Genomic DNA, 22,477 nt, shown 5'->3' with positions numbered 1-22,477 from the left:
GAACTCCGCGTTGTCTTACGCTTCGCGCGAAGCCTTCTTGCGCTCGTGCTCTTTCAGGTAACGCTTGCGCAGGCGGATCGACTTCGGCGTGATCTCGACCAGCTCGTCGTCCTCGATGAACTCGACGGCGTACTCGAGCGACATCTGGATCGGCGGCACCAGGCGCACGGCTTCGTCGGTACCCGACGAACGCACGTTGGTCAGCTGCTTGCCCTTGATCGGGTTGACGACCAGGTCGTTGTCGCGCGAGTGGATGCCGATGATCATGCCTTCGTACACCGGATCGTTGTGCGACACGAACATGCGGCCGCGGTCCTGCAGCTTCCAGATCGCGTAGGCGACAGCGGCGCCGTCATCCTGCGAGATCAGCACGCCGTTACGGCGGCCGGCCATTTCACCGCGGGTGTTGTCGACTGGTGCGTATTCGTGGAACACGTGGCTCATCAGGCCGGTGCCGCGGGTCAGGGTCATGAATTCGCCCTGGAAGCCGATCAGGCCACGCGCCGGGATCAGGTACTCGAGACGCACGCGGCCCTTGCCATCCGATTCCATGTTCTGCAGGTCGCCACGACGGCGGCCCAGTTCTTCCATCACGCCGCCCTGGTTGGCTTCTTCGACGTCGACCGACAGGTTCTCGAACGGCTCGTGGCGCACGCCATCGACCATCTTGAAGACCACGCGCGGACGCGACACGGCCAGCTCGAAACCTTCGCGGCGCATGTTTTCGATCAGGATCGTCAGGTGCAGCTCGCCGCGGCCCGACACTTCGAAAATCGTGTCGTCGTCGGTCGGCGCCACGCGCAGCGCGACGTTGGCTTTCAGTTCGCGGTCGAGGCGGTCACGCAGCTGGCGGCTGGTGACGAACTTGCCTTCGCGGCCGGCCAGCGGCGAGTTGTTGACCATGAAGTTCATGGTCAGGGTCGGCTCGTCGACGGTCAGCATCGGCAGCGCTTCCGGGGTGTCCGGTGCGCAGATGGTCGAGCCGATGCCGATTTCGTCGATACCGTTGATCAGGCAGATGTCGCCGGCGACGGCTTCGTCGACCAGCACGCGCTCCAGGCCCTTGAAGTTCAGCACCTGGTTGATGCGGCCCTTGATCGGGGTGCCGTCAGGACCGTTCATGACGACCACGTCCTGGCCGGTCTTGACGGTGCCGCGGTTCACGCGGCCGATGCCGATCTTGCCGACGTACGACGAGTAGTCGAGCGAGGTGATCTGCATCTGCAGCGGGCCTTCCGGATTGTCGTCACGGACCGGCACGTGTTGCAGGATGGCGTCGAACAGCGGCTTCATGTCGCCGCTGCGGACGTCTTCGGTCAGGCCGGCGTAGCCGTTCAGGCCCGAGGCGTAGACGATCGGGAAGTCCAGCTGGTCATCGCTCGCGCCCAGCTTGTCGAACAGTTCGAAGGTCTGGTTGATCGCCCACTCGGCGCGCGCGCCCGGACGGTCGACCTTGTTGACGACGACGATCGGCTTCAGGCCCAGGGCCAGCGCCTTGCGGGTCACGAAGCGCGTCTGCGGCATCGGGCCTTCCTGCGCATCGACCAGCAGCAGCACGGAGTCGACCATCGACAGCACGCGCTCGACCTCACCGCCGAAGTCGGCGTGGCCCGGGGTGTCGACGATGTTGATGTGGGTGCCTTCGTACTCGACCGCGCAATTCTTCGACAGAATCGTGATGCCGCGTTCTTTTTCGAGGTCGTTCGAGTCCATCACGCGGGTGTCCACCGCCTGGTTTTCACGGAAGGTGCCGGACTGACGGAGCAGCTGGTCGACCAGGGTGGTCTTGCCGTGGTCAACGTGGGCGATGATTGCAATATTACGAATTGCGCGTTTGGTATTTGACATGTATTTTCAGCGTGATTTGCGTGATTTGCGGATGAACTCGCGGATGTGTCCGATGCTGCCGATTTCGGAAACCGCGTAGTATAGCACGTTGCCGTCGGCTCACCTTGGAAAAGGCGAGCATTTTCAACGAGTTGCTGTGTTTGCACCGAACCGGCGCGGTTCGGTGCGCTCTGGCCGACAGTGTGGCCCTGTTTTATTGCGGGGGTATGAAACGCCCCGCACGGTTTATTGCTGCGCCACGATCAGGCGTTCCGGTGCCAGGATCGCATACTCCTGCAGGTTCGCGGTACCCAGCAGCTTGCCCTCGGCGTAGACCCGCACGCGGCCAAGTTCCGTCGGCACGACGACCGCTTCCTTGCCCAGCGCCAGCCGCTGCCCGTTCAGGAAACGCTTCGCCAGTTCCGGCGTCAGCTCGACCGACGGAAAACTCGACAGCAGCGCATCGACCGGCGCCAGCAGCGACAGCGGGTCACTGTGCGCCTGCAGGTCTTCCAGCGTGATCATCGCCTCCGCCGTCAGCGCGCCCACCTGGATCCTGCGCAGCGCGTTCAGGTGCGCGCCGCAACCCAGGGCCGCACCGATGTCTTCGCCGAGCACGCGCACATAGGTCCCCTTGCTGCAGGTGACGCGGATCTTCAGCATCGGCGCTTCGTAGCCGATCAGTTCCAGGCCGTGGATCGTCACCGGCCGCGCTTCGCGTTCCAGCGTAATGCCTTCGCGCGCGTATTCGTAATAGGCCTTGCCGTCGCGTTTCAAGGCCGAGTACATCGGCGGCACCTGCAGGATCGGGCCGCGGAAACGCGCCAGCGCCGCCTCGATCTGCGCGATCGTCACGTCAACGGGAAGCGTCTCGATGGGCTCGCCCTCGGTGTCGCCGGTATTCGTCATGATGCCCAGGTGGACCGTGGCGTCATAGGTCTTGTCCGCTTCCAGCAAGTCCTGCGAGAACTTGGTGGCTTCGCCGAAGCACAGCGGCAGCAAGCCGGTGGCGAAGGGGTCGAGGGTGCCGGTGTGGCCGGCCTTTTTCGCGTTCATCACGCGTTTGGCCTTGATCAATGCGTCGTTCGAGGACAGTCCGACCGGCTTATCCAGCAGCAGCACGCCGTCGACGAGGTCACGCGGCTTTTTTTGCGGGCGGGCGTTCACTTCGGCTGGTCGTCCGCTTCGGATGCTGCCTGGCCGTCGTCGAAGTCGGCGGCGCGCACGGCGTTGGCCTGGTCGATCAGGGCCGACATCTGCAGGCCGCGCGAGGTCGAGGTGTCGTGCATGAAGTGCAAGGCGGGCAGCGTGTGGATGTGCAGGCGCTTGCCGAGCATGTTGCGCAGGAAGCCGGCGGCCTTGTTCAAGCCCTCGAGCGTCTGCTTGACTTCTTCCTTGCTGTCTTTGAGCAGGGTGAAATAGATCTTGGCGTGGGCGTAGTCAGGCGTCAGCTGGACTTCGGTCAGCGTGATCATGCCGACGCGCGGGTCCTTCAGCTCGAAGGCGATCAGTTCCGACAGGTCTTTCTGGATCTGGTCGGCGACGCGCAGGCCGCGCTGGGGAATGGTTTTGCTGTGTTTTGCCATGGTGTTTATTTGAGGTTTTTCCGACGATGGTACATCGATTGGGGGCGCAGGGGCGTACGCGCGCGTGCGCGCGTGGGGTGTAAAAAAAACGCCACCGGCTGGGCGTGAACCCGGCGGATGGCGCTTTTCGATCGCGCTGATGGATTAGAGCGTACGAGCCACTTCCGTCACTTCGAACACTTCCAGGACGTCGCCAACCTGAATTTCGTTGTTGCCCTTCAGCGAGAGGCCGCACTCGAGGCCGGCGCGCACTTCTTTCACATCGTCCTTGAAACGCTTGAGCGAGTCGATCTCGCCGGTCCAGATGACGATGTTGTTGCGCAGCAGGCGGACCGAGGAGGTACGTTTGACGACGCCATCGGTCACCAGACAGCCGGCAATCGCGCCGACCTTCGAGACCAGGATGACCTGGCGAATCTCGACCTGGCCGGTGATGGTCTCGCGCTTCTCCGGCGCCAGCATGCCCGACAGTGCCGTACGAATCTCGTCGATCGCATCGTAAATGATGCTGTAGTAACGGATGTCGACGCCATTGGCTTCGGCCACCTTGCGCGCCTGGGCGTCGGCACGGGCGTTGAAGCCGATGATGACTGCCTTCGAGGCGGTTGCCAGGTTGACGTCGGATTCCGTGATACCGCCGACCGCCGCATGGACGATCTGCACGCGCACTTCCGAAGTCGACAGCTTCTGCAGCGAACCGACCAGCGCTTCCTGCGAACCCTGCACGTCCGTCTTGATGATCAGCGGCAGGTTCTTGACCTCGCCCTCGCCCATCTGGTCGAACATGTTTTCCAGCTTCGCTGCCTGCTGCTTGGCCAGCTTCACGTCGCGGAACTTACCTTGACGGAACAGACCGATTTCACGCGCCTTGCGCTCGTCGGCCATGACCATGACTTCTTCGCCGGCTGCCGGCACTTCGGTCAGGCCCTGGATCTCGACCGGGATCGATGGGCCGGCTTCGGCGATCGCCTTGCCGTTTTCGTCCAGCATTGCACGGACACGGCCATAAGCGGAACCGGCCAGCACCACGTCGCCGCGGCGCAGGGTACCCGACTGCACCAGGATCGTCGCGACCGGGCCACGGCCCTTGTCCAGACGGGATTCGACCACCAGGCCACGGGCCGGCGCACCGACCGGTGCCTTCAGTTCCAGCACTTCGGCCTGCAGCAGCACTTGCTCGAGCAGGTCGTCGATACCGGTACCGACTTTCGCGGACACCGGCACGAACGGCGAATCGCCGCCGTATTCTTCCGGCACGACGCCTTCGGCCACCAGCTCCTGCGTGACACGGTCGGTGTTCGCACCCGGCTTGTCGATCTTGTTGATCGCGACAACCAGCGGCACGCCGGCAGCTTTTGCGTGAGCAATTGCTTCCTTCGTTTGCGGCATCACGCCGTCGTCCGCCGCCACCACCAGGATGACGATGTCGGTCGCCTTGGCGCCACGGGCACGCATCGCGGTGAACGCCTCGTGACCCGGGGTATCCAGGAAGGTGATCATGCCGCGCGGGGTGTCCACGTGGTATGCACCGATGTGCTGGGTAATACCGCCGGCTTCGCCCGCGGCAACCTTGGCGCGGCGGATATAGTCCAGCAGCGAGGTTTTACCGTGGTCGACGTGGCCCATGACGGTCACGACCGGTGCACGTGGGGTCGCCTCGAACTCGGCGTGCTCGCCCTGGTCGGCCAGCAGCGCTTCCGGATCGTCCTCGGCGGCAGCGAAGGCTTTGTGGCCCATCTCTTCCACCACGATCATCGCGGTTTCCTGGTCCAGCACCTGGTTGATGGTGCACATCTGGCCCAGCTTCATCAGCTGCTTGATGACCTCGGAGGCCTTCACCGACATCTTGTGGGCGAGCTCGGCCACGGTGATCGTTTCAGGGACGTGGACGTCCTTGACGATCGCCTCGGTCGGCGCCTGGAAGTTGGTTTCGCGGTCGTCGTGCGAATTGCGGCGGCCACCACTACGGCCACCCGAACGCCAGCCATCGCGGCCGCTCGGCGCGCTTGGGGCGCCACGGCCCTTCGCACCGCTCGGTGCGCCACGTTTCTTGGCATCGTCCGACCAGGTCGAGGAGACATTCGCCGACTTGATCGACTTCTTGTCGCCCGGCTTCTTGTCGCCCGGCTTGGCGGCGGCACCGTCGGCCGGCTTCTTGTCGGCAGGCTTGTGCAGCGTGCCGGCAGGTGCGGCCGGCTTGGCCACGACCGGTGCTGGAACGGGTTCCGGCGCCTTGATGACGCGGCGCGGCTGCGCCATCATCAGCTTGATCTGGGCTACTTCGTCGGCCACGGCCTTGCGTGCACGCTCGGTGGCGGCAGCGCGTTCGGCGGCTTCCTTGGCGGCTTCTTCCGCCTTGCGCTTGGCGTCGTCGGCGGCGGCCTGCTTGGCCTGCTCGCTGGCAGCCGAATTGGCGGCGGCGGTGGCGGCGGCATTGCGCTTGGCGGCTTCCGCAGCGTCGCGCTTGGCCTGCTCCTCATCGGCCTTGGCCTGTTCGGCGCGCTCGGCTTCGAGCTTGGCCAGGCGTTCCTGCTTTTCACGCAGGTCCGCTTCCTGGCGAGCGACGAGCTCGGCGTGACGGCGCGACTCTTCCTCGCGGCGCGCGATTTCGGCGGCGTCGACCACAGGGGCCGCCGCTTCCGTTGCCGGCGCCGGCGTGGCGACGACGTCGTCGCGCTGGACGAAGGTGCGCTTCTTGCGCACTTCGACCTGGATCGTGCGCGACTTGCCGGAAGCATCCGCCTGCTTGATCTCGCTCGTTTCCTTGCGGGTGACCGTGATCTTCTTCTTCTCGGTCGCATCGGCTGCACCGTGGGTACGGCGCAGGTGGTTCAGCAGCTTGTCCTTATCATCCTTTGACAAGGGATCTGACGTCGAACTTTTATCGACGCCGGCAGAACGCAGCTGCGTCAGCAGCAAATCTGCAGGCATCTTCAGTTCGGTGGCAAATTGGGCTACGTTGTTACTCGCCATTCAGTCCTCTTTTCTATGTGTCGCGGAGATGATAAAGATTTGCAAATTATGCCTTGGCCGTTTCTGCCAGGCTCCAGGCTTTCGCCTGCAGCGCCTTGACGCGGTCATCATATTTACTGTCGACCAGCTTCATCTCATCGTCGGTCACATCATTAAATTCATTCTTGATCAGTTCACGTGCGCGGTCCGACGACAGGGCCAGGATCGCGCCGAATTCGTCGTAGGCCAGGCCGGCAAATGCTTCCACCGTCTTGATACCTGCGAGACCGAGCTTGCCGGCAGTCGTACGGTCCATGCCTTCGAGGTTGACCAGTTCCTCTTCCATACCCTCGAGACCTTCTTCCGAGGCAATCGCCTCGGTCACCAGGGCGTCGCGGGCACGGGTACGCAGTTCGTTGACGGTCTCTTCGTCGAAGGATTCGATTTCCAGCATTTCCGAAATCGGCACGTAGGCGATTTCTTCCAGGCTCGAGAAACCTTCTTCGACGAGGATGTCGGCCACTTCCTGGTCGACGTCCAGCTTTTCCATGAACAGCGTACGAATCGTTGCCGTTTCCTGGGCCACCTTGTTGGCCGATTCCTCGGCCGTCATGATGTTGATCTTCCAGCCGGTCAGTTCCGAGGCCAGGCGCACGTTCTGGCCCGAGCGGCCGATCGCGATCGCCAGGTTCTCTTCGTCGACCACGACGTCCATCGCGTGCTTTTCTTCGTCGACCATGATCGACGACACGTTCGCCGGCGCCAGGGCGCCGATGACGAACTGGGCCGGATCGTCCGACCACAGCACGATGTCGACGCGCTCGCCGCCGAGTTCGCCGGTCACTGCCTGGACGCGCGAACCGCGCATGCCGACGCAGGTACCGATCGGGTCGATGCGCTTGTCGCTGGTGAAGACGGCGATCTTGGCGCGCACGCCGGCGTCGCGGGCAGCCGATTTAATTTCCAGCAGGCCCTGCTCGATTTCCGGCACTTCCAGTTCGAACAGCTTCATGATGAATTCCGGCGCGGTGCGCGACAGGATCACCTGCGGGCCGCGCATGTTGCGGTCCACGCGAAGAATGTAGGCACGGACGCGGTCGCCGATACGCAGGTTTTCCTTCGGGATCATCTGGTCGCGCGGCAGGCGCGCTTCGATCTTGCCCGACTCGACGATCGCATCGCCGCGTTCCATGCGCTTGATGGTGCCGGTCACCAGCGAATCGCCGCGCTCGAGGAAGTCTTGCAGGATCTGCTCGCGCTCGGCATCACGCACGCGCTGCAGGACGACTTGCTTGGTGTCCTGGGCGAAGCGGCGGCCGAAGTCGACCGATTCCACCGGCTCTTCGATGTATTCGTCGACTTCGATGTCCGGAATCTGTTCTTTTGCTTCGAAGTGCAGGATTTCCTGGTCCGGCAGTTGCAGGCCGGCCTCGTCGGGCACGACGTGCCAGCGGCGGAAAGTTTCGAACTCGCCCGTGTCGCGATCGATGCTCACGCGAATGTCGACCTCGCCTTCATAGCGTTTTTTGGTGGCCTGGGCCAGGGCGAACTCGAGCGCCCCGAACACCACTTCCTTATCGACGTTTTTTTCGCGCGCAAGCGCATCAACCAATAACAAAATTTCGCGACTCATGCTTTGCGACTCCTAAAATCCACCTGCGGCACCAAACGTGCCTTGTCCAATTCGGCCAGCGTAAATTCCAACAACGCCGGCCCATCTTTGCCTTCAAATTCCAGACCGATCTTGTCGCCTTCCGGCGCGACCAGGATGCCCGTATAGGTCTTCCGGTTCGCGGTGCCCGGCATGGCGACGCGCAGCTTCACCGTGCATTCATGGCCGGCGAAGCGCTCGAAATCGGCCAGGGTGCGCACCGGGCGGTCCAGCCCGGGCGACGAAATCTCGAGACGTTCGTAATCGACGTTCTCCACCGTCAGCACGTGCGACAACTGGTGACTCACCGTTGCGCAATCCTCGACGGTAATCAAGCCCTTCTCTTCCGCGACTGCAGCCGGGAAATCGATAAACACGCGCAGGACCCCGCGCTCGCCCCGCTCGACATCAACGAGGTCGTAGCCGAGGCCACCGACTGTCTTGGCGATCAAATCAAACTGCTGCACGACACTTCTCCAAGGGCGTTAAAACGTTTTACCAAAAAAAAAATGGGCATCTGCCCATCTTTTGTATTTACAACCCAACCAGATGAAAGCACTTGCACCAAATTAATACTGGGGAAGGACTTCGATTAGGCTGCAAATTATAACGTATTCGAGGGCACGCTGCAATCGACATACCATTTTATGAGCAAGCAAACAACGGCCGCGCACGATATTAAAGCGAAAACAGCTGATATCGGGAACACAAGAACCCACGCGGGTCCGCTTTCACCACGACAGGGTGCCTGACGTAGGGTGGGCACTCGTGCCCACGCGTTCGGACCGGTTGAGCAGACGCAGCATTATTACCGGATACCCTATATGAGGACACAGCGCCGCGGTTCAAGCGCTGAAACGCGTGGGCTCGAGAGCCCGATGAAGCCGTCATTGAAGCTTTGGCTTCAATGACCCCTACGTTACGCCACCGCCGCGTTCTTCATCGGGCGGCGGCGTACAGCTTAACCCCGGCGTCCGCGGCGCGGCAGACCGTGCTCGGACCCGCGCGGACCCTGGCCGCCGCGACGGCCGCCACCGGTGCCGGCAAAGCCGAAGGTGGTCTGCAACGGATCGGGCTGCTTCGGACGGCTGCTGCCGCCACTGTTCGGACGGCCCGACGCATTGCCGCCAAAGCCGCCGGCGTTGCCGCCCCGGCCCTTGCCGCCCGCAGGACGGCCCACGGGTGCCTGGCCGCCGCGCGGCGGGACGCCGACGCGCGCCACCGGCGGACCGAACGGGTCGACGTTGCGATTCGCGTCGGCACGGTCGATGCGGTTACCGTCGGAGCGGCGTGGATCGGCCGGCTGGCCGCCCTTGCCCTTGCTGTCGGCGCCGGCGCCGCCCTTCTTCTCGATCCCGAAGGCCGACATGAAGCTGCGCACGTCGTTTTCTTCCAGCTCTTCCCAGCGGCCGCGCTTCAGGCCCGACGGCAGCGTCATCGCGCCGTAGCGGGTACGGATCAGGCGCGAGACAGTCAGGCCGACCGCCTCGAACATGCGGCGCACTTCGCGGTTGCGGCCTTCGCCGATGACAACGCGGTACCACTTGTTGATGCCTTCGCCGCCGCCGTCGGCGATCTTGGTGAAGTTCGCCAGGCCGTCGTCGAGTTCGACGCCGGCCAGCAGCTTCTGGCGCATGCCCTCTTCCAGCACGCCCAGCGTCCGCACGGCGTATTCGCGGTCGATGTTGTAACGCGGGTGCATCAGGCGGTTCGCCAGGTCGCCCGAGGTCGTAAACAGCAGCAGGCCTTCGGTGTTGAAGTCGAGGCGGCCCACGGCCAGCCACTTGCCGGTCTTCATGGTCGGCAGGCGGTCGAACACCGATGGACGGCCTTCCGGATCGTCATGGCTGACAATTTCTCCGGCCGGCTTGTGGTACACCAGCACGCGCGGCGGCTTGCTGCTGGTGACGCGGCGCTGGATCAGCTTGCCGTTGATGCGCACGGCGTCGGTCGGCAGGATGCGCTGGCCGATGTGGGCCGGCTCGCCGTTCACCGACACGCGGCCGGCGACGATCAGGTCTTCCATGTCGCGGCGCGAACCGAGACCGGCTTCGGCCAGCACCTTGTGCAGCTTCGGCGCATCGTCGTCGGCGGTCAGGTCGCGGCGCACCTGCTTCGCAGGCTGGCCACGGCCGCCTTCGTTGGCGTCGAAGGCGTCCGAGGTGACAAACGAGAAGACGGCGTCGGCGTCGTTCGGCTTGGCGCCCGGCTTGCCCTTGCCGTTCGGCTTGCCGCCCTGGCCGCGCGGATTCTGCTGGCCTTGCTGCCCCTGCTGCGCATTGCGCTGGCCGGCCTGTGCACCACCGCCTTTGCCGTTCTTGCCTTTGCCCTTGGCCTGGCGCTGCTGCTCGCGGCGCGGCTGCTCGGCGGCGGCGCCCTGCTCGCCCTGCGCTTGCGGCGCGTCGGCTGCCGGTGCCTCAGGCGCGGCGGCCGCTGCGGCGGCCGGCTGGCGTGCTTCGCGGCTGGCGCGCTGTTCGCGCATCTGGCGCGGACCGCGCGGCTTGCGCTGGCCGTCGCCTTTAGCTTGTTCCTGGCGCGGCGCGTCGGCAGCAGCCATGTTGTCGGCCGCAGGGGCCGACGCGGCGGCCGGCTGCGGCCAGGTTTCCATCGCCGGGGCCGGCGCCTCGGCCGGCTTGGCCTTGGCGGCACGTGGCTTGCGTACGGAGACGCGCGCCGGCGCAGGATCGGCGGTCGGTGCAGTCGCCGGCGCGGCGGCCGCTGCGGCGCCTGGCGCAGGCGCTTGCGCGCTCACGGGCGCTGCGGCCTCGGCCGCAATAGCCGCCTTGGTGCGGCGCTTCGGCTTCTCGGCCGCAGGCGCAGCGTCGGCGGCAGGCGCGGCTGCGGCAGCTGGAGCAGCAGCTTTGGTGCGGCGCTTCGGCTTGGCCGCTTCGTCCTTGCCCGGTTCGGCAGGTGTGATGTCGGTGTCAGTTGGATTCATCGTTCGTTTCGTTGTTGTTGACCCTGTCCACGCCGTAGGCCGGTTGCGGGTCGTGTATCGGGACTTCAACGGGTGAAGTAACTTGTTCTTCTTCGGCGTCCGCCTGTGCGTCCGCCTTGTCAAAATTCTGCTGCAGCGCCGCTTCCAGCGCCTCCAGGCTGCGCCCGTCCTGGGCGTCGGCAATGCTGTCAAGCGGAGGCAATTGCCCCAGCGATGCCAGGCCGAGGTCGTCGAGGAATTGCTTCGTCGTCCCCAGCAGGGCTGGCCGTCCAACCACTTCGCGGTGGCCGACGACGTCGATCCAGCCGCGGTCTTCCAGCATCTTGATCGTCTGCGAGTTCACCGCGACGCCGCGGATTTCCTCGATGTCGCCGCGCGTGACCGGCTGGCGGTAGGCAATGATCGCCAGCGTCTCGAGCGTGGCGCGCGAATACTTCGGCGGCTTTTCCGGCGTGATGCGGTCGAGATACACCTTCATCTCCGGACGGCTCTGGAAGCGCCAGCCCGAGGCCAGGCTGACAATCTCGATGCCGCGGTCCTGCCAGTCGTGGCGGAGTTCCTCGAGCAGAAGCTTGATGGTGTCGGCCCCGACGCCGATGCCGAGGACGCGCCCGTTGGCGTCGACATCGGCAAACAGCTTCTTCATGCCGTGCAGCGACATCGGCTCGCGCGCGCACAGCAAGGCGGTCTCGAGGACCCGCTTGGCCTCATCAGTCTTCATTCTCGATGTCGTCAGGCTCGCGCCAAAGGTTCAAACAAATACGCGTCCGACGGGCACCGGCTGGCCGGATACGGCGCAGCGCAGGCCCTATCGCCGACGCGGTTCGAGGTACTGCTCGCGCAGTCGTGCTTCTCTACAGGAATCAAGGCCCGCGCTTGGACGCGGCGGGCGATAGTACGGTGGCGGGACAGGACCCACCACCGGCTGTCCGCGTGCCAGGCGGTCAACCTACAGGTGATTATCTAGCGAAACGCGGATTTTGCATGCGGCTTCGAGGCTCGGCTCGGTGGGCACGTCATGACGACAATCGACGTCGTTTCTTCCAACTGCGGGCCATTGTAACCGATAAAACACAGGAAGGGCCACTTGCGCAAGGGGTGCGCGCCCGCTTTGGCTTCAAGCTGACAGTTTTTCGGCCAAAACGGCGGACACGCCAAGGAAAGCCGGATATTCGGCAGTGATCACGTAGGTGGGTACCTGGGCCAGGTAGGAAGCGAAGCGGCCCTTCTGTTCGAAGCGGCTGCGGAAAGGCGAGCTGGCAAAGCGTTCGCCCAGGCGCGGCACGATGCCGCCGCCGATGTAGACGCCGCCTTGGGCACCGAGCGTAACGGCAAGATTGCCGGCGACGGTGCCGAGCATGCCGCAGAAGACGTCGAGTACCTGGATCGAGAGCGCGCATTCCCCCGCCAGCGCGCGGCGCGAAATTTCCGGTGCCGACAATTCCTCGGCCGGGCGGTCCTGCACATGCGCCAGCGCGCGATGGATCAGCTCGACGCCGGCGCCCGACAGGAAGCGTTCCGCCGAGACATGCTCGAACTCGCGCCATGCGTATTGCAGCACTGCCACTTCGAGTTCGTTGGCCGGCGAAAACGTCACATGCCCGCCTTCGCTCGACAAGGCCGTCCAGCTGTCGCCAAACGGGATCAGGCCGGACACGCCGAGGCCGGTGCCGGCGCCGAGCAGGCCCAGTGGCGCCCCCGCACGCGGCAGGCCGCCGCCGACTTGCACCTTGTCGCTCTCCTGCAGATGTGGCAGCGAGCGCGCCAGCGCATAGAAATCGTTGACCACCAGCAGCGTGTCGAGCCCGACTTCGCGGCGCACGGCCTCGATCGAGAATTGCCAGTGGTGGTTGGTCATGCGGATCTGGTCGCCATCGACCGGATTGGCGATCGCCACCGCCGCATGGGCTACCTTGCCGCAGGCCGCCACCGCGGGCGAAGCGAGGTAGGCGCGCATGGCGTCGGCAAAGCTCGCATGGTCGCCGCAGGCAAGTACCTGCACCGCCTCGAACTGCCCCGGCGCACGCTCGAGCGCGAAGCGTGCATTGGTGCCGCCGACGTCGGCCAGCAGGCGTGCGCTATCGAAGGGAGCGGCGGGGGAAGCAAGGTCGGCAGGCAGAGAAGCAGTCATTGCGGGACATAAGGCTGGGGATGTCCAAGCTTACTGGATTTCTTTGCTGACTTACAAGAAGATTTTGTAGTTTAGGTACAGGATTGAGCAGGGAGTGACCGGATTACCGCACCAGCATAAGTAGTACGACTACGTTAGTTCCTCAAGCCGCGGCCGGGCGCGACTCTGGCGCCTGTGCCTGATGCGCATGCCAGGCATCGAGCCCGCCATGCAGCGGACGCGCCCGGTGAAAGCCGTTGGCCAGGAATTCCTTGGCCACCTGGGCCGCCGTTACGTCGTTCGGGCAGCTGCAATAGACGACGATATGCCGGTCCTTGTCGAGGCTGGCCATCAACTGGCCGGGCTCGCAACTGTTGTACAGCAGCGCGCCCGGGATCGCCGCTTCGAGTTCCTGGGCGGTGCTGCTGCGCGCATCGATGATGAGCGGATCGTGCCCGCCTTCCATCAGCGCCTGCAGTTCAGCGATGGCGATGCGCGGGATGGCGAGCGAGGCGCGGTACCGGCGCCGCTCCACATATTTATAGACGATGAACAGCGCCAGCAGGCCGCCCAGCACCATCAGCGCCGCGCTGCCCATGGTTTCCAGCGCCGCCAGCACGCCGTCGACGCTGTCGTGGAAGACCGCCCCAAGGGCGATGCCGGTCCCGCCCCAGAGCAGCGCGCCGCTCGCGGAAAAGCCGAGGAAGGCGCGGGTGCCGGTGCCCAGCGCACCCGACATCGGCGCGGCGATCGTATTGAAGCCGGGCACGAATTTCGAAACGAGCAGGGATTTCGGGCCGTAGCGCCGGAAGCGGTCTTCGGTCTGGTTGACGCAGGAATCGGGAGAGAGGGAAATCCGGCACAGCAAGCGCAGCACGCGCTTGCCGTAATAACGTCCGGCGCGGAACCAGAAATAATCGCAGATCAGGCAGGCGAGCAACACAGCGGCCAGGCACAACTGCCAGCTGGCGCCGCCGTCGACCGCCATCGCACCGGCCAGCACCAGCACCGGGAAAGCGGGGATCGGCAGGCCGAACTGCTCCAGCAGCACCGTGCCGAAGACGAGGAAGACGCCGTAGTGCTGGATCAGGAGCGAGAGCTGGGACATCCGGTCATGGTAGCCCAAATCGCCTTTTCGCATCGGCGACACCGGCTTTTTCGCAACGCTTTTGGCCCTCAGGTCAGACGGGGAATCGCCCCCAGCAGCGAGCGCGTGTACGGATGCTGCGGGTTGCGGTACAGCTCGTCCGAATCCGCCATCTCGACCACGCTGCCATGGTGCATCACCATCACCCGGTCGGCGATATAGCGCACCACCGATAAATCGTGCGAGATGAAGATATAGCTCAGCTTGTACTCGTCCTGCAGGTCCTGCAGCAAATTCAGCACTTGCGCCTGGACCGAGACGTCGAGGGCCGATACCGATTCGTCGCAGACGAGGATTTCCGGCTTCATCGTCAGGCAGCGGGCAATGGCGATGCGCTGGCGCTGGCCGCCGGAAAACTCGTGCGGATAGCGGTGGAAGGCTTGCGCCGGCAAGCCGACCCGCTCCAGCAAGGCATGCACGGTGTTGGTGCGCTCGCGGTCGTCCTCGCCGATGCCGTGGATGCGCATCGGTTCCAGCAGGATCTGGCCGACCGTAAAGCGGGGATTCAGGGACGCGTATGGATTCTGGAAGATGATCTGGATACGCCGTTTATAGGCCGCATACTCGCGCTCCGACAGCGCGAACAGGTCGCGCCCGTCGAACCGGGCACTGCCGCCGGTGGCGCGGTGCAGGCGCAGCAGGGTCAAGCCGACCGTGGTCTTGCCGGAACCGGATTCGCCGACCACGCCCAGGGTTTTACCGCGCGGGAGCGTGAACGACACGTCTTTCACGGCGTGGAAGACCCGCTTGCCGAACAAGCCTTCGCGCAGCGTAAAGCTTTTGGCGAGATTGTTCACCACCAGCAGGTTCTCGTCGTCCGCCGCATAGCCGCGCGCACGCTGCGGCAGCTCGGCCAGGGGATCGCTGCGTCCGCTTAAATAATCGTCGATCACGGGCAGGCGCACCGGACGGCTGTCGAGCGTCGGCCGGCAATGCAGCAGGGCGCGCGTATAGGCATCGCGCGGGGCGCCGAATACTTGCGTCGCACTGCCCTCTTCCCGCACTTCGCCATGGCGCATCACGATCACGCGGTCGGCAATTTCTCCGACCAGTCCGAGGTCGTGGGTGATAAACAGAACCGACATGCGGTGCTTCTTCTGCAGGGCCGCGATCAGTTCCATGATCTGCTTCTGGATCGTCACGTCGAGCGCCGTCGTCGGCTCGTCGGCGATCAGCAGCTTCGGTTCGCAGGCAATGGCCATCGCGATCATCACGCGCTGCTGCTGCCCGCCCGACATCTGGCTCGGATAGGCGTCGATCTTGTTGGCCGGGTCGGGAATGCCGACTTCTTCCAGCAGTTCCAGGGTGCGGGCGCGCGCTTCCTTCTTGCTCATGCCCATGTGCCGGCGCAGCACTTCGCCGATCTGGAAGCCCACCGTGAACACCGGATTGAGCGAGGACATCGGCTCCTGGAAGATCATCGCGATGTCCTTGCCGCAGAGCTTGCGGCGCTCGGCGATGGGCAGGTGCAAGAGCTCGCGCCCATTGAACAGCACGCTGGAACCGGGTTCGATGAGCGTCGTCTCCGGCGGCAGCAAACCCATCACGGCCAGCGAGCTGACCGACTTGCCGCTGCCCGATTCGCCGACCAGGGCGACGGTGGCATTCTGCGGCACGTCGAACGAGATGCCCTTGATCGCCTCGGTCGTGTTCTTCTTGTCGACGCGAAAGGAAATGCGCAGGTCGCGCACCTGGAGAAGCATGCTGTTATTCAAATTCGGATTCGGACTCATTTGATTTTCGGATCGAGCGCATCGCGCAGCGCATCGGTGAACAGGGAAAACGCCGTCACCAGCAGTGCCATGGCCCCGGCCGCGGCGGCCAGCTGCCACCATTTACCGAGGATCAGTTCGTTCTGCGCTTCGTTCAGCATGCTGCCCCAGGACACGGTGCCGACCGGCACGCCAAAACCCAGGAAGGACAGGATGACCTCGGCCTTGATGAAGCCGACGACCAGGATGGACAGCTGCACCAGCGCCACGTGCGAGACGTTCGGGAAAATGTGCGAGAACATCTTGCGCCAGCTCGAGGCGCCGATGGCGTCGGCCGCCATCACGTATTCGCGCGCCTTGTGCTTGATGTATTCGGCGCGGATCAGGCGATACGGTCCGGTCCAGCCGGTCAGGCCGAGGATCAGCACGATCGTCAGCACGCCCTTCTGCTGCAGCACCGCGGCCACCGTCAGGATCATCAGGATCGACGGAATCGACGTAAAGATACTGTAGAACCAGTTAAAGACGTCGTCGACCACGCCGCCGAAAAATCCGGACAGGGCGCCGAACAGCGTCCCCAGCGCGACCGCGACAAAGGCGGCGACGAGCCCCACCACGATCGAGGTTTCGCCGCCCTTGATGGTCTTCTTGACGATGTCATGGCCCCACTTGTCGGCCCCGAACGGCAGGGTCAGCGCTTTCGTGCGCGGCGGGTGGCCGGCGTGCACCTCGGCCTTGAGGACCTCGAGTTCAGCCGCCAGCGGATCGAAGGCATTCGGCGGCGTCGGCGCCTGCGGGCGTGCCAATGCGGCGCCGGCGGCGTCGGGCCCGACAAACGATGGCGGCGCGTAATTGACCGCCACCTCGTCTTCCCAATCGCCGGCGACCAGTCCGCTCGAGGACAGCAGCAACAGCAGGATGAAAGCGCCGACCACGCCCAGTGCCGCCATCGCCAGGCGGTCGGCGCGCAGGCGCCGCCAGGCAAGCGTCCACAGGCCGGGAGAAATTTCGTGATGCATCATTGCGTTCATTTCAATTGCACGCGCGGGTCGACCGCGCCATACAGCAGGTCGGCCAGCAGGTTGAACACCATGGTCGCGGCCGCCACATAGACGGTGATGGCCTTGATGACCGGAAAATCGCTGCGCTCCACGGCCAGGATGACTTCGCGCCCGATGCCGGGAATGCCGAAGAAGCGCTCGAGGAGAAAAGCGCCGATCAGCAGCGCCGGCAGGTTCGCCATGACGTGGGTGATGATCGGGATCGCCGCATTGCGCAGCACGTGGACCCAGACGATGCGGCGCTCGGACAAACCTTTTGCACGCGCGGTGCGCACGTAATCCTGGTGCACCTCGTCGAGTACGAAGCTGCGGTACAGGCGCAGGGTCGGCGCGATCGAGACGGCGAGGCCGATGATGATCGGCAGCAGCGCATAGCGCAGCAGGTTCTCGCCCAGGCTCTCGCCCCAGCCCTGCACCGGGAACAGGCCCAGCTTGTAAGCGAAGAAGTACTGGAACACGATGATGTAGACCAGGATCGAGATCGACATGCCGACCGTGCAGGCGACCATCACCGCGCGATCGGTGAGCGAGCCGCGTACGAAAGCAATGGCGAGCGCCAGCGCGATGCCGAAAAAGGTTTCCAGGATGGTCAGCGGCACCAGCACCGTCAGCGAGGGGCCGAGGCGGCTGGCGATGATGTGGGCAACCGGTTCGCCCGTGCTCCAGGCATTCCCGAAATCGAAGGTCGCGATCTGCTTCAGGAAGATCCCGAGCTGCACGTAATACGGCTGGTCGATGCCGAGCTGGGCGCGGATGTTGGCGATCGCCGCCTCATCGGCCATCTTGCCGGCGAGAAGATAGGACGGATCCCCGCCCACCCAGTTAAACAGCAGGAACACGAGCACGATGACGCCCGCCATCGTCGGCAGCATCTGCCACAGCCGCCGCACAATATAAGCCAGCATGGAAATCCCTCAGCGGCCGCCGGCGCCCTGCACTCGCTCGGCCATATCCAAAAGGCGTAACGATAGCGTAAATCGGATGCGCCGGGCGGGTCCGTCATGCTGCGCCGCACAAACCTCACCAAATATCTCGGGAGCACGCCTGTCAAGCCCCGCACGATTGACGAACTCGACTGTTGTTTCCGTGTCGTGCATACCGTGCGCGTCCTTGACCGTGCTGTATTTACATGTTTTTATGCAAGTGGTCGGGAATGAATGGACTAGTTTTCGGCCTTATAACGATACGCATGGCATATGTATGAGCGTTCAGTAGGATTGACATGCTTGTCAATTTCTTAATGCAAACTGCATATATCCTGCGAAATTTTCTGTAGCTATTTTGGAGTAGAGATGTTGAAAAGAACAATGATGTCGCAAGCCGTTTCCATGGCCCTCGCCGCCGCGTTCGCCCTGCCTGCCTTTGCGCAGACCTCCGGCACACCGGAAGTACCGGTCGCCCGTGTGGAAGTGACCGGCTCGAGCATCAAGCGCGCCAGCGCAGAAACCGCATCCCCGGTGCAGGTCGTCACCCGCGATGACCTGGCCAAGTCCGGCAAGGGCACGGTTGCGGAATACCTGCAGACCCTGACCGCTGACGGCGCGGGCTCCCTGCCGACCGGTTTCGGCAACGGCTTTGCGGCCGGTTCGACCGCGATCTCGCTGCGCGGCCTGGGCGCGACCTCGACCCTGGTGCTGCTCAACGGCCGCCGCATGGCGCCGTTCGCGCGCGCCGACGACGGCCAGAAAAGCTTCACCGACCTCTCCACCGTACCCATGGAAGCCGTCGAGCGCATCGAGATCCTGAAGGACGGCGCCTCCTCGACCTACGGCGCCGACGCCATCGCCGGCGTCGTCAACATCATCCTGCGCAAGGACTTCACCGGCATGGTGCTCAAGGGCGAAGTCGGCCAGTCGCGCTACCACGACGGCGAGATGGCCAAGGCCTCGCTGACCTGGGGCATGGGCAAGCTCGACCAGGAAGGCTACAACGTCCTGGTCAATATCGAGGGCTATGCCAACAAGGAGCTCATGAACAAGGACCGCGCCGACCGCAAGTGGATCGGCGCCGGCGACCTGCGCCGCTGGGGCTATCCGCAGAACACGCAGTTCGCGGGCGGCTTCATCACCCCTGGCGCGTCGAGCCCAACCCCGACCGGCGCGCTGCGCGATCCGGTGACCGGCAACTTCGTGTCGCTGCCGGGCTGCGCGGCCCTGTCGACGACGACCGCCCAGGATCCGGCCGGCGGCTGCCTCTGGTACCACGACCAGTTCCGTTCGATGCAGCCGAAGATCGACGGCTTCAACCTCTACACCCGCGCCGCCAAGCGCCTCTCGGGCGGCCACGAACTGTATGCCGAAGCCGGCTATTCGCGCCGCGATACCGAATTCACGCTGATTCCGCCATCGGTGTCGCCGACGGTCGCCTTCCCGCCGAACGCCCAGTTCCCGACCGGCGTCATCAACTACGGCACCGGCGCCAACGCCATCGTGCTGGCGGCGAACCACCCGCAGAACCCGTATGGCGTGCCGGTACGCCTGCGCTACTCGGCCTTCGACGTCGGCCCGTCGACCCGTTCGGCCGACAACGCCTTCATGCGCGCCGTCATCGGCGTCAAGGGCGAAGTGGCGGGCTGGGACTACGACACCGCCTATGTCCACTCGCGCTCGGAGCTCGACCTCAACTACAGCAACATGCTGAACATGCCGGCGCTGGCCGCCGCGCTCGGCAACCCGGCAAGCAACCTGTTCCCCTACTACATCGGCGCCCAGGCCGGCCGCAACCCGGCCTCGCTGTACCAGGCGATCGCGCGCAATGCGACCTCGCACTCGACCACGCGCCTCGACATCCTCGACTTCAAGGCTTCGCGCGAACTGATGCAGCTGCCGGGTGGCGCCATGGGCCTGGCTTTCGGCGCCGAATACCGCCGCGAGAAGCTCGACAACCCTTCCCTGTCGGGCACCGAAAACGGTTCGATCAACGCCTCCTACGTGGCCGCGCGCGGCGACCAGGACATCAAGGCGGTCTTCGTCGAGGTGGTGGCGCCGGTCATCAAGGGCGTCGAAGTGAACGGCGCGGTGCGCTATGACCGCTACGAGAACTTCTCGTCGACCACGCCGAAAGTCGGCGTGAAGTGGACCCCGATCCAGACCTTCGCCCTGCGCGGCACCTATTCGGAAGGCTTCCGCGCGCCGGGACCTGCGGAATCGGGCGTCGAAAGCCAGAGCACCGGCACCGCCACCGCACGCGATCCGATCCGTTGCCCGGGCGGCGTCCCGGCCGCCGGCGGCGCGACCCTGGCCGATTGCTCGGTTGCAGTCGGCGCGGTCAAGATCGGCAACCCGAACCTGAAGCCTGAAACCTCGAAAGGCGTGACCCTGGGCATGGTCTGGGATCCGCTGGCCAACACCAGCTTCGCGCTCGACGCCTGGAAGATCAAGCGCAGTGACGAGATCAACCCGTTGCCGTACAACGAAGCGGCCGCCCTGCCGGACGCGATCCGCAGCGACAACAACCTGGTGGTGAACGGCGTCGTGCAGCCGAACACCGGCAGCCTGCTGCTCTCGCGCGCTCCGTACCGCAACTCGAGCTTCACCGAAGTCAAGGGTGTCGACCTGGACCTCAAGCAGCGCTTCCGCATGGGCGATTACGGCCGTGCCACGCTTGGCCTGACCTGGACCCACATCGCTTCGTGGGAACGCGCCGAGTCGGCTACCAAGCATTACCAGTACGCCGGTACCCACGGCAACTGCGACACCTCGAACTGCGCGGGTACGCCGAAGAACAAGGTCAGCATGGTCGCCTCCTGGGACCGTGACGCGCTCAACCTGACGGCAACGGCCAACTACCGCAGCAGCATGCAGAACGTGGCCTTCGCGGGCGACCTGTGCGCTTCGAAGTTTGCCAACGGCAGCGATGCGCCGTATGGCTGCAAACTGGCCTCGTTCACCACGCTCGACCTGTCGGCGCGCTATAACCTGAACCGCAACCTGCAGCTGTTCGCGTCGATCAACAACGTGCTCGACAAGGTGGCACCGCTCGATCCGCTGACCTACGGCGGCCTGAGCTACAACCCGATGGACGCCAGCGGCGCCATCGGCCGCTACTTCAAGCTGGGCGCGCGTTATCAGTTCTAAATGGTAGGGTGGGCGGCTTTGCCGCCCACGCGGCGATCGATAGCGGCTCCGCTACCGTGCAGGATGATCTCGCTGCCAACCATCACCGCGTGGGCGGGAGACCGCCCACCCGACGCCCGGCCTAGGCCGGGTTTTTTCATTCCCCGCGCAAACGGCGCTGGCGCACCGACTCCGCCAGGCCCTCCAGCACGCCCACACTCGTTTCCCAGTCGATGCAGCCGTCGGTGACCGACTGGCCATACGCCAGCTCCTTGCCCGGCACCAGGTCCTGGCGGCCGGCCAGCAGGTGCGATTCGATCATCACGCCGACGATGCGCTCGTCGCCCGCCGCGATCTGGCGCCCGATGTCGGCGCACACCGGCACCTGGTTCTCCGGCTTCTTCGAGCTGTTCGCGTGCGAGGCGTCGATCATCAGGCGCGAGGCCAGGCCGAGGGCGGCGATCTGCTTGCAGGCGTCGTCGACGCTGGCGGCGTCGTAGTTCGGCGTCTTGCCGCCGCGCAGGATGATGTGGCAATCCTCGTTGCCGGCCGTCGAGACGATCGCCGAGTGCCCGCCCTTGGTCACGGAAAGGAAGTGGTGCGGCGTCGAGGCGGCCCTGATCGCCTCCACGGCGATCTTGATGTTGCCGTCGGTACCGTTCTTGAAACCGACCGGGCAGGACAGCCCGGAAGCGAGCTCGCGGTGCACCTGCGACTCGGTAGTTCGCGCGCCGATGGCGCCCCAGCTGATCAGATCGGCGATGTACTGCGGGCTGATCACGTCGAGGAATTCGGTACCGGCAGGCAGTCCCATCTCGTTGACGTCGCGCAGCAGCTCACGCGCCATGCGCAAGCCGTCATTGATGCGGAAGCTGTTGTCCATGTAGGGGTCGTTGATCATGCCCTTCCAGCCTACCGTCGTGCGCGGCTTTTCGAAATACACCCGCATCACGATCTCGAGCTCGCCGATAAAGCGGTGGCGCTGTTCGACCAGGCGCCGTGCGTATTCGAGCGCGGCCTTCGGATCGTGGATCGAGCAGGGTCCGATCACCACCATCAGGCGGTCGTCCTGGCCATGCAGGATGCGGTGCAGCGCCACCCGCGCCGCGGATGCCGTTTCCTCGGCCATTGGTGTCACCGGAAACTCGCGGATCAGGTGCGAAGGTGGCGTCAGTTCCTTCATTTCGCGGATGCGTAAATCGTCGGTACGAGGCATGCGGTACTCCGTTTCGTTGGTCTGGGCTGCAAATAAAAAAACCGCCATCTCTGGCGGTTTCTGGTTGTTCGGTCTGTTCTGCTGTCGCGTGAACCTGCCGCTATTCCACCGCCTGAGGGCCGGAAAAGCTAAACCAAAAATAGCAGGTAAAGAAGACAGGGTTGCGCATGAGGGATCCGAAAAGCTTGAAACGACTATAACCCTTGGCTGGGAAGCTTGGCA

At 64.4% G+C, this 22,477-nt stretch carries 15 protein-coding genes; 1 reads left to right on the top strand and 14 read right to left on the bottom strand.

The window, feature by feature from the left end:
- Positions 1 to 15: 15 nt before the first annotated feature.
- The 13 genes from typA to ACI48I_RS11120 all read right to left on the bottom strand — a co-directional run bounded on the left by typA (position 16) and on the right by ACI48I_RS11120 (position 17,889).
- The gene (gene typA, locus ACI48I_RS11180) at positions 16 to 1,848 is read right to left on the bottom strand and encodes a translational GTPase TypA (protein WP_193686837.1); all 1,833 of its coding nucleotides are present in this window, start codon (positions 1,846 to 1,848) and stop codon (positions 16 to 18) included.
- Between the two features lie 225 nt (positions 1,849 to 2,073).
- Positions 2,074 to 2,994 (bottom strand): tRNA pseudouridine(55) synthase TruB, encoded by a 921-nt coding sequence (gene truB / locus ACI48I_RS11175; RefSeq protein ID WP_498574209.1) that lies wholly within the window; start codon positions 2,992 to 2,994, stop codon positions 2,074 to 2,076.
- The gene (gene rbfA, locus ACI48I_RS11170) at positions 2,991 to 3,413 is read right to left on the bottom strand and encodes a 30S ribosome-binding factor RbfA (protein WP_193686839.1); all 423 of its coding nucleotides are present in this window, start codon (positions 3,411 to 3,413) and stop codon (positions 2,991 to 2,993) included. The genes truB and rbfA overlap by 4 nt, the downstream gene beginning before the upstream one ends.
- Before the next feature lie 144 nt (positions 3,414 to 3,557).
- On the bottom strand, positions 3,558 to 6,386 hold the full coding sequence (gene infB, locus ACI48I_RS11165; protein ID WP_193686840.1) for a translation initiation factor IF-2: 2,829 nt from the start codon (positions 6,384 to 6,386) through the stop codon (positions 3,558 to 3,560).
- A gap of 46 nt (positions 6,387 to 6,432) precedes the next feature.
- Positions 6,433 to 7,998: a transcription termination factor NusA gene (nusA, locus tag ACI48I_RS11160; protein WP_498574208.1), complete on the bottom strand. Its 1,566-nt coding sequence runs from the start codon at positions 7,996 to 7,998 to the stop codon at positions 6,433 to 6,435.
- Entirely contained in the window at positions 7,995 to 8,483 is a 489-nt protein-coding gene (rimP, locus tag ACI48I_RS11155; protein WP_193686842.1) for a ribosome maturation factor RimP, read from the bottom strand. The genes nusA and rimP overlap by 4 nt, the downstream gene beginning before the upstream one ends.
- Before the next feature lie 494 nt (positions 8,484 to 8,977).
- Positions 8,978 to 10,954 carry a 23S rRNA pseudouridine(2605) synthase RluB gene (rluB, locus tag ACI48I_RS11150; protein ID WP_498574207.1) on the bottom strand — a complete coding sequence of 659 codons (1,977 nt, stop codon included), beginning with the start codon at positions 10,952 to 10,954 and terminating at the stop codon, positions 8,978 to 8,980.
- Positions 10,941 to 11,675 carry an SMC-Scp complex subunit ScpB gene (gene scpB, locus ACI48I_RS11145; protein WP_193686844.1) on the bottom strand — a complete coding sequence of 245 codons (735 nt, stop codon included), beginning with the start codon at positions 11,673 to 11,675 and terminating at the stop codon, positions 10,941 to 10,943. The genes rluB and scpB overlap by 14 nt, the downstream gene beginning before the upstream one ends.
- Positions 11,676 to 12,071: 396 nt before the next feature.
- Entirely contained in the window at positions 12,072 to 13,085 is a 1,014-nt protein-coding gene (locus tag ACI48I_RS11140; protein WP_498574206.1) for a glucokinase, read from the bottom strand.
- Between the two features lie 142 nt (positions 13,086 to 13,227).
- Positions 13,228 to 14,205, bottom strand: coding sequence for a DedA family protein/thiosulfate sulfurtransferase GlpE (locus ACI48I_RS11135; RefSeq protein ID WP_498574205.1), 978 nt, complete (start codon positions 14,203 to 14,205; stop codon positions 13,228 to 13,230).
- 35 nt (positions 14,206 to 14,240) lie between these two features.
- Positions 14,241 to 15,944, bottom strand: coding sequence for an ABC transporter ATP-binding protein (locus ACI48I_RS11130; RefSeq protein WP_498574204.1), 1,704 nt, complete (start codon positions 15,942 to 15,944; stop codon positions 14,241 to 14,243).
- Positions 15,941 to 16,945 (bottom strand): ABC transporter permease, encoded by a 1,005-nt coding sequence (locus ACI48I_RS11125; RefSeq protein WP_498574203.1) that lies wholly within the window; start codon positions 16,943 to 16,945, stop codon positions 15,941 to 15,943. Before ACI48I_RS11125 ends, ACI48I_RS11130 begins: the two co-directional genes overlap by 4 nt.
- 5 nt (positions 16,946 to 16,950) lie before the next feature.
- Positions 16,951 to 17,889, bottom strand: coding sequence for an ABC transporter permease (locus ACI48I_RS11120; RefSeq protein WP_498574202.1), 939 nt, complete (start codon positions 17,887 to 17,889; stop codon positions 16,951 to 16,953).
- Between the two features lie 387 nt (positions 17,890 to 18,276).
- Between ACI48I_RS11120 and ACI48I_RS11115 the strand changes: the two genes are divergently transcribed.
- Positions 18,277 to 21,060 (top strand): TonB-dependent receptor, encoded by a 2,784-nt coding sequence (locus tag ACI48I_RS11115; protein WP_227496561.1) that lies wholly within the window; start codon positions 18,277 to 18,279, stop codon positions 21,058 to 21,060.
- Between the two features lie 136 nt (positions 21,061 to 21,196).
- Here ACI48I_RS11115 and aroG read toward each other — a convergent pair whose 3' ends face one another.
- On the bottom strand, positions 21,197 to 22,255 hold the full coding sequence (gene aroG, locus ACI48I_RS11110; RefSeq protein WP_193686849.1) for a 3-deoxy-7-phosphoheptulonate synthase AroG: 1,059 nt from the start codon (positions 22,253 to 22,255) through the stop codon (positions 21,197 to 21,199).
- Positions 22,256 to 22,477: the final 222 nt, after the last annotated feature.

The sequence above is a fragment of the Massilia sp. LXY-5 genome (assembly GCF_059801075.1).
This window is presented reverse-complemented; position numbering and strand designations above follow the sequence as displayed.

What these genes read in the sequence shown, in the direction of transcription:
- typA (WP_193686837.1), bottom strand. Translation starts at nt 1,848, where the DNA reads ATGTCAAATACCAAACGCGCAATTCGTAATATTGCAATCATCGCCCAC.
- rbfA (WP_193686839.1), bottom strand. Translation starts at nt 3,413, where the DNA reads ATGGCAAAACACAGCAAAACCATTCCCCAGCGCGGCCTGCGCGTCGCC.
- infB (WP_193686840.1), bottom strand. Translation starts at nt 6,386, where the DNA reads ATGGCGAGTAACAACGTAGCCCAATTTGCCACCGAACTGAAGATGCCT.
- nusA (WP_498574208.1), bottom strand. Translation starts at nt 7,998, where the DNA reads ATGAGTCGCGAAATTTTGTTATTGGTTGATGCGCTTGCGCGCGAAAAA.
- rluB (WP_498574207.1), bottom strand. Translation starts at nt 10,954, where the DNA reads ATGAATCCAACTGACACCGACATCACACCTGCCGAACCGGGCAAGGAC.
- scpB (WP_193686844.1), bottom strand. Translation starts at nt 11,675, where the DNA reads ATGAAGACTGATGAGGCCAAGCGGGTCCTCGAGACCGCCTTGCTGTGC.
- ACI48I_RS11140 (WP_498574206.1), bottom strand. Translation starts at nt 13,085, where the DNA reads ATGACTGCTTCTCTGCCTGCCGACCTTGCTTCCCCCGCCGCTCCCTTC.
- ACI48I_RS11135 (WP_498574205.1), bottom strand. Translation starts at nt 14,205, where the DNA reads ATGCGAAAAGGCGATTTGGGCTACCATGACCGGATGTCCCAGCTCTCG.
- ACI48I_RS11130 (WP_498574204.1), bottom strand. Translation starts at nt 15,944, where the DNA reads ATGAGTCCGAATCCGAATTTGAATAACAGCATGCTTCTCCAGGTGCGC.
- ACI48I_RS11125 (WP_498574203.1), bottom strand. Translation starts at nt 16,945, where the DNA reads ATGATGCATCACGAAATTTCTCCCGGCCTGTGGACGCTTGCCTGGCGG.
- ACI48I_RS11120 (WP_498574202.1), bottom strand. Translation starts at nt 17,889, where the DNA reads ATGCTGGCTTATATTGTGCGGCGGCTGTGGCAGATGCTGCCGACGATG.
- ACI48I_RS11115 (WP_227496561.1), top strand. Translation starts at nt 18,277, where the DNA reads ATGTTGAAAAGAACAATGATGTCGCAAGCCGTTTCCATGGCCCTCGCC.
- aroG (WP_193686849.1), bottom strand. Translation starts at nt 22,255, where the DNA reads ATGCCTCGTACCGACGATTTACGCATCCGCGAAATGAAGGAACTGACG.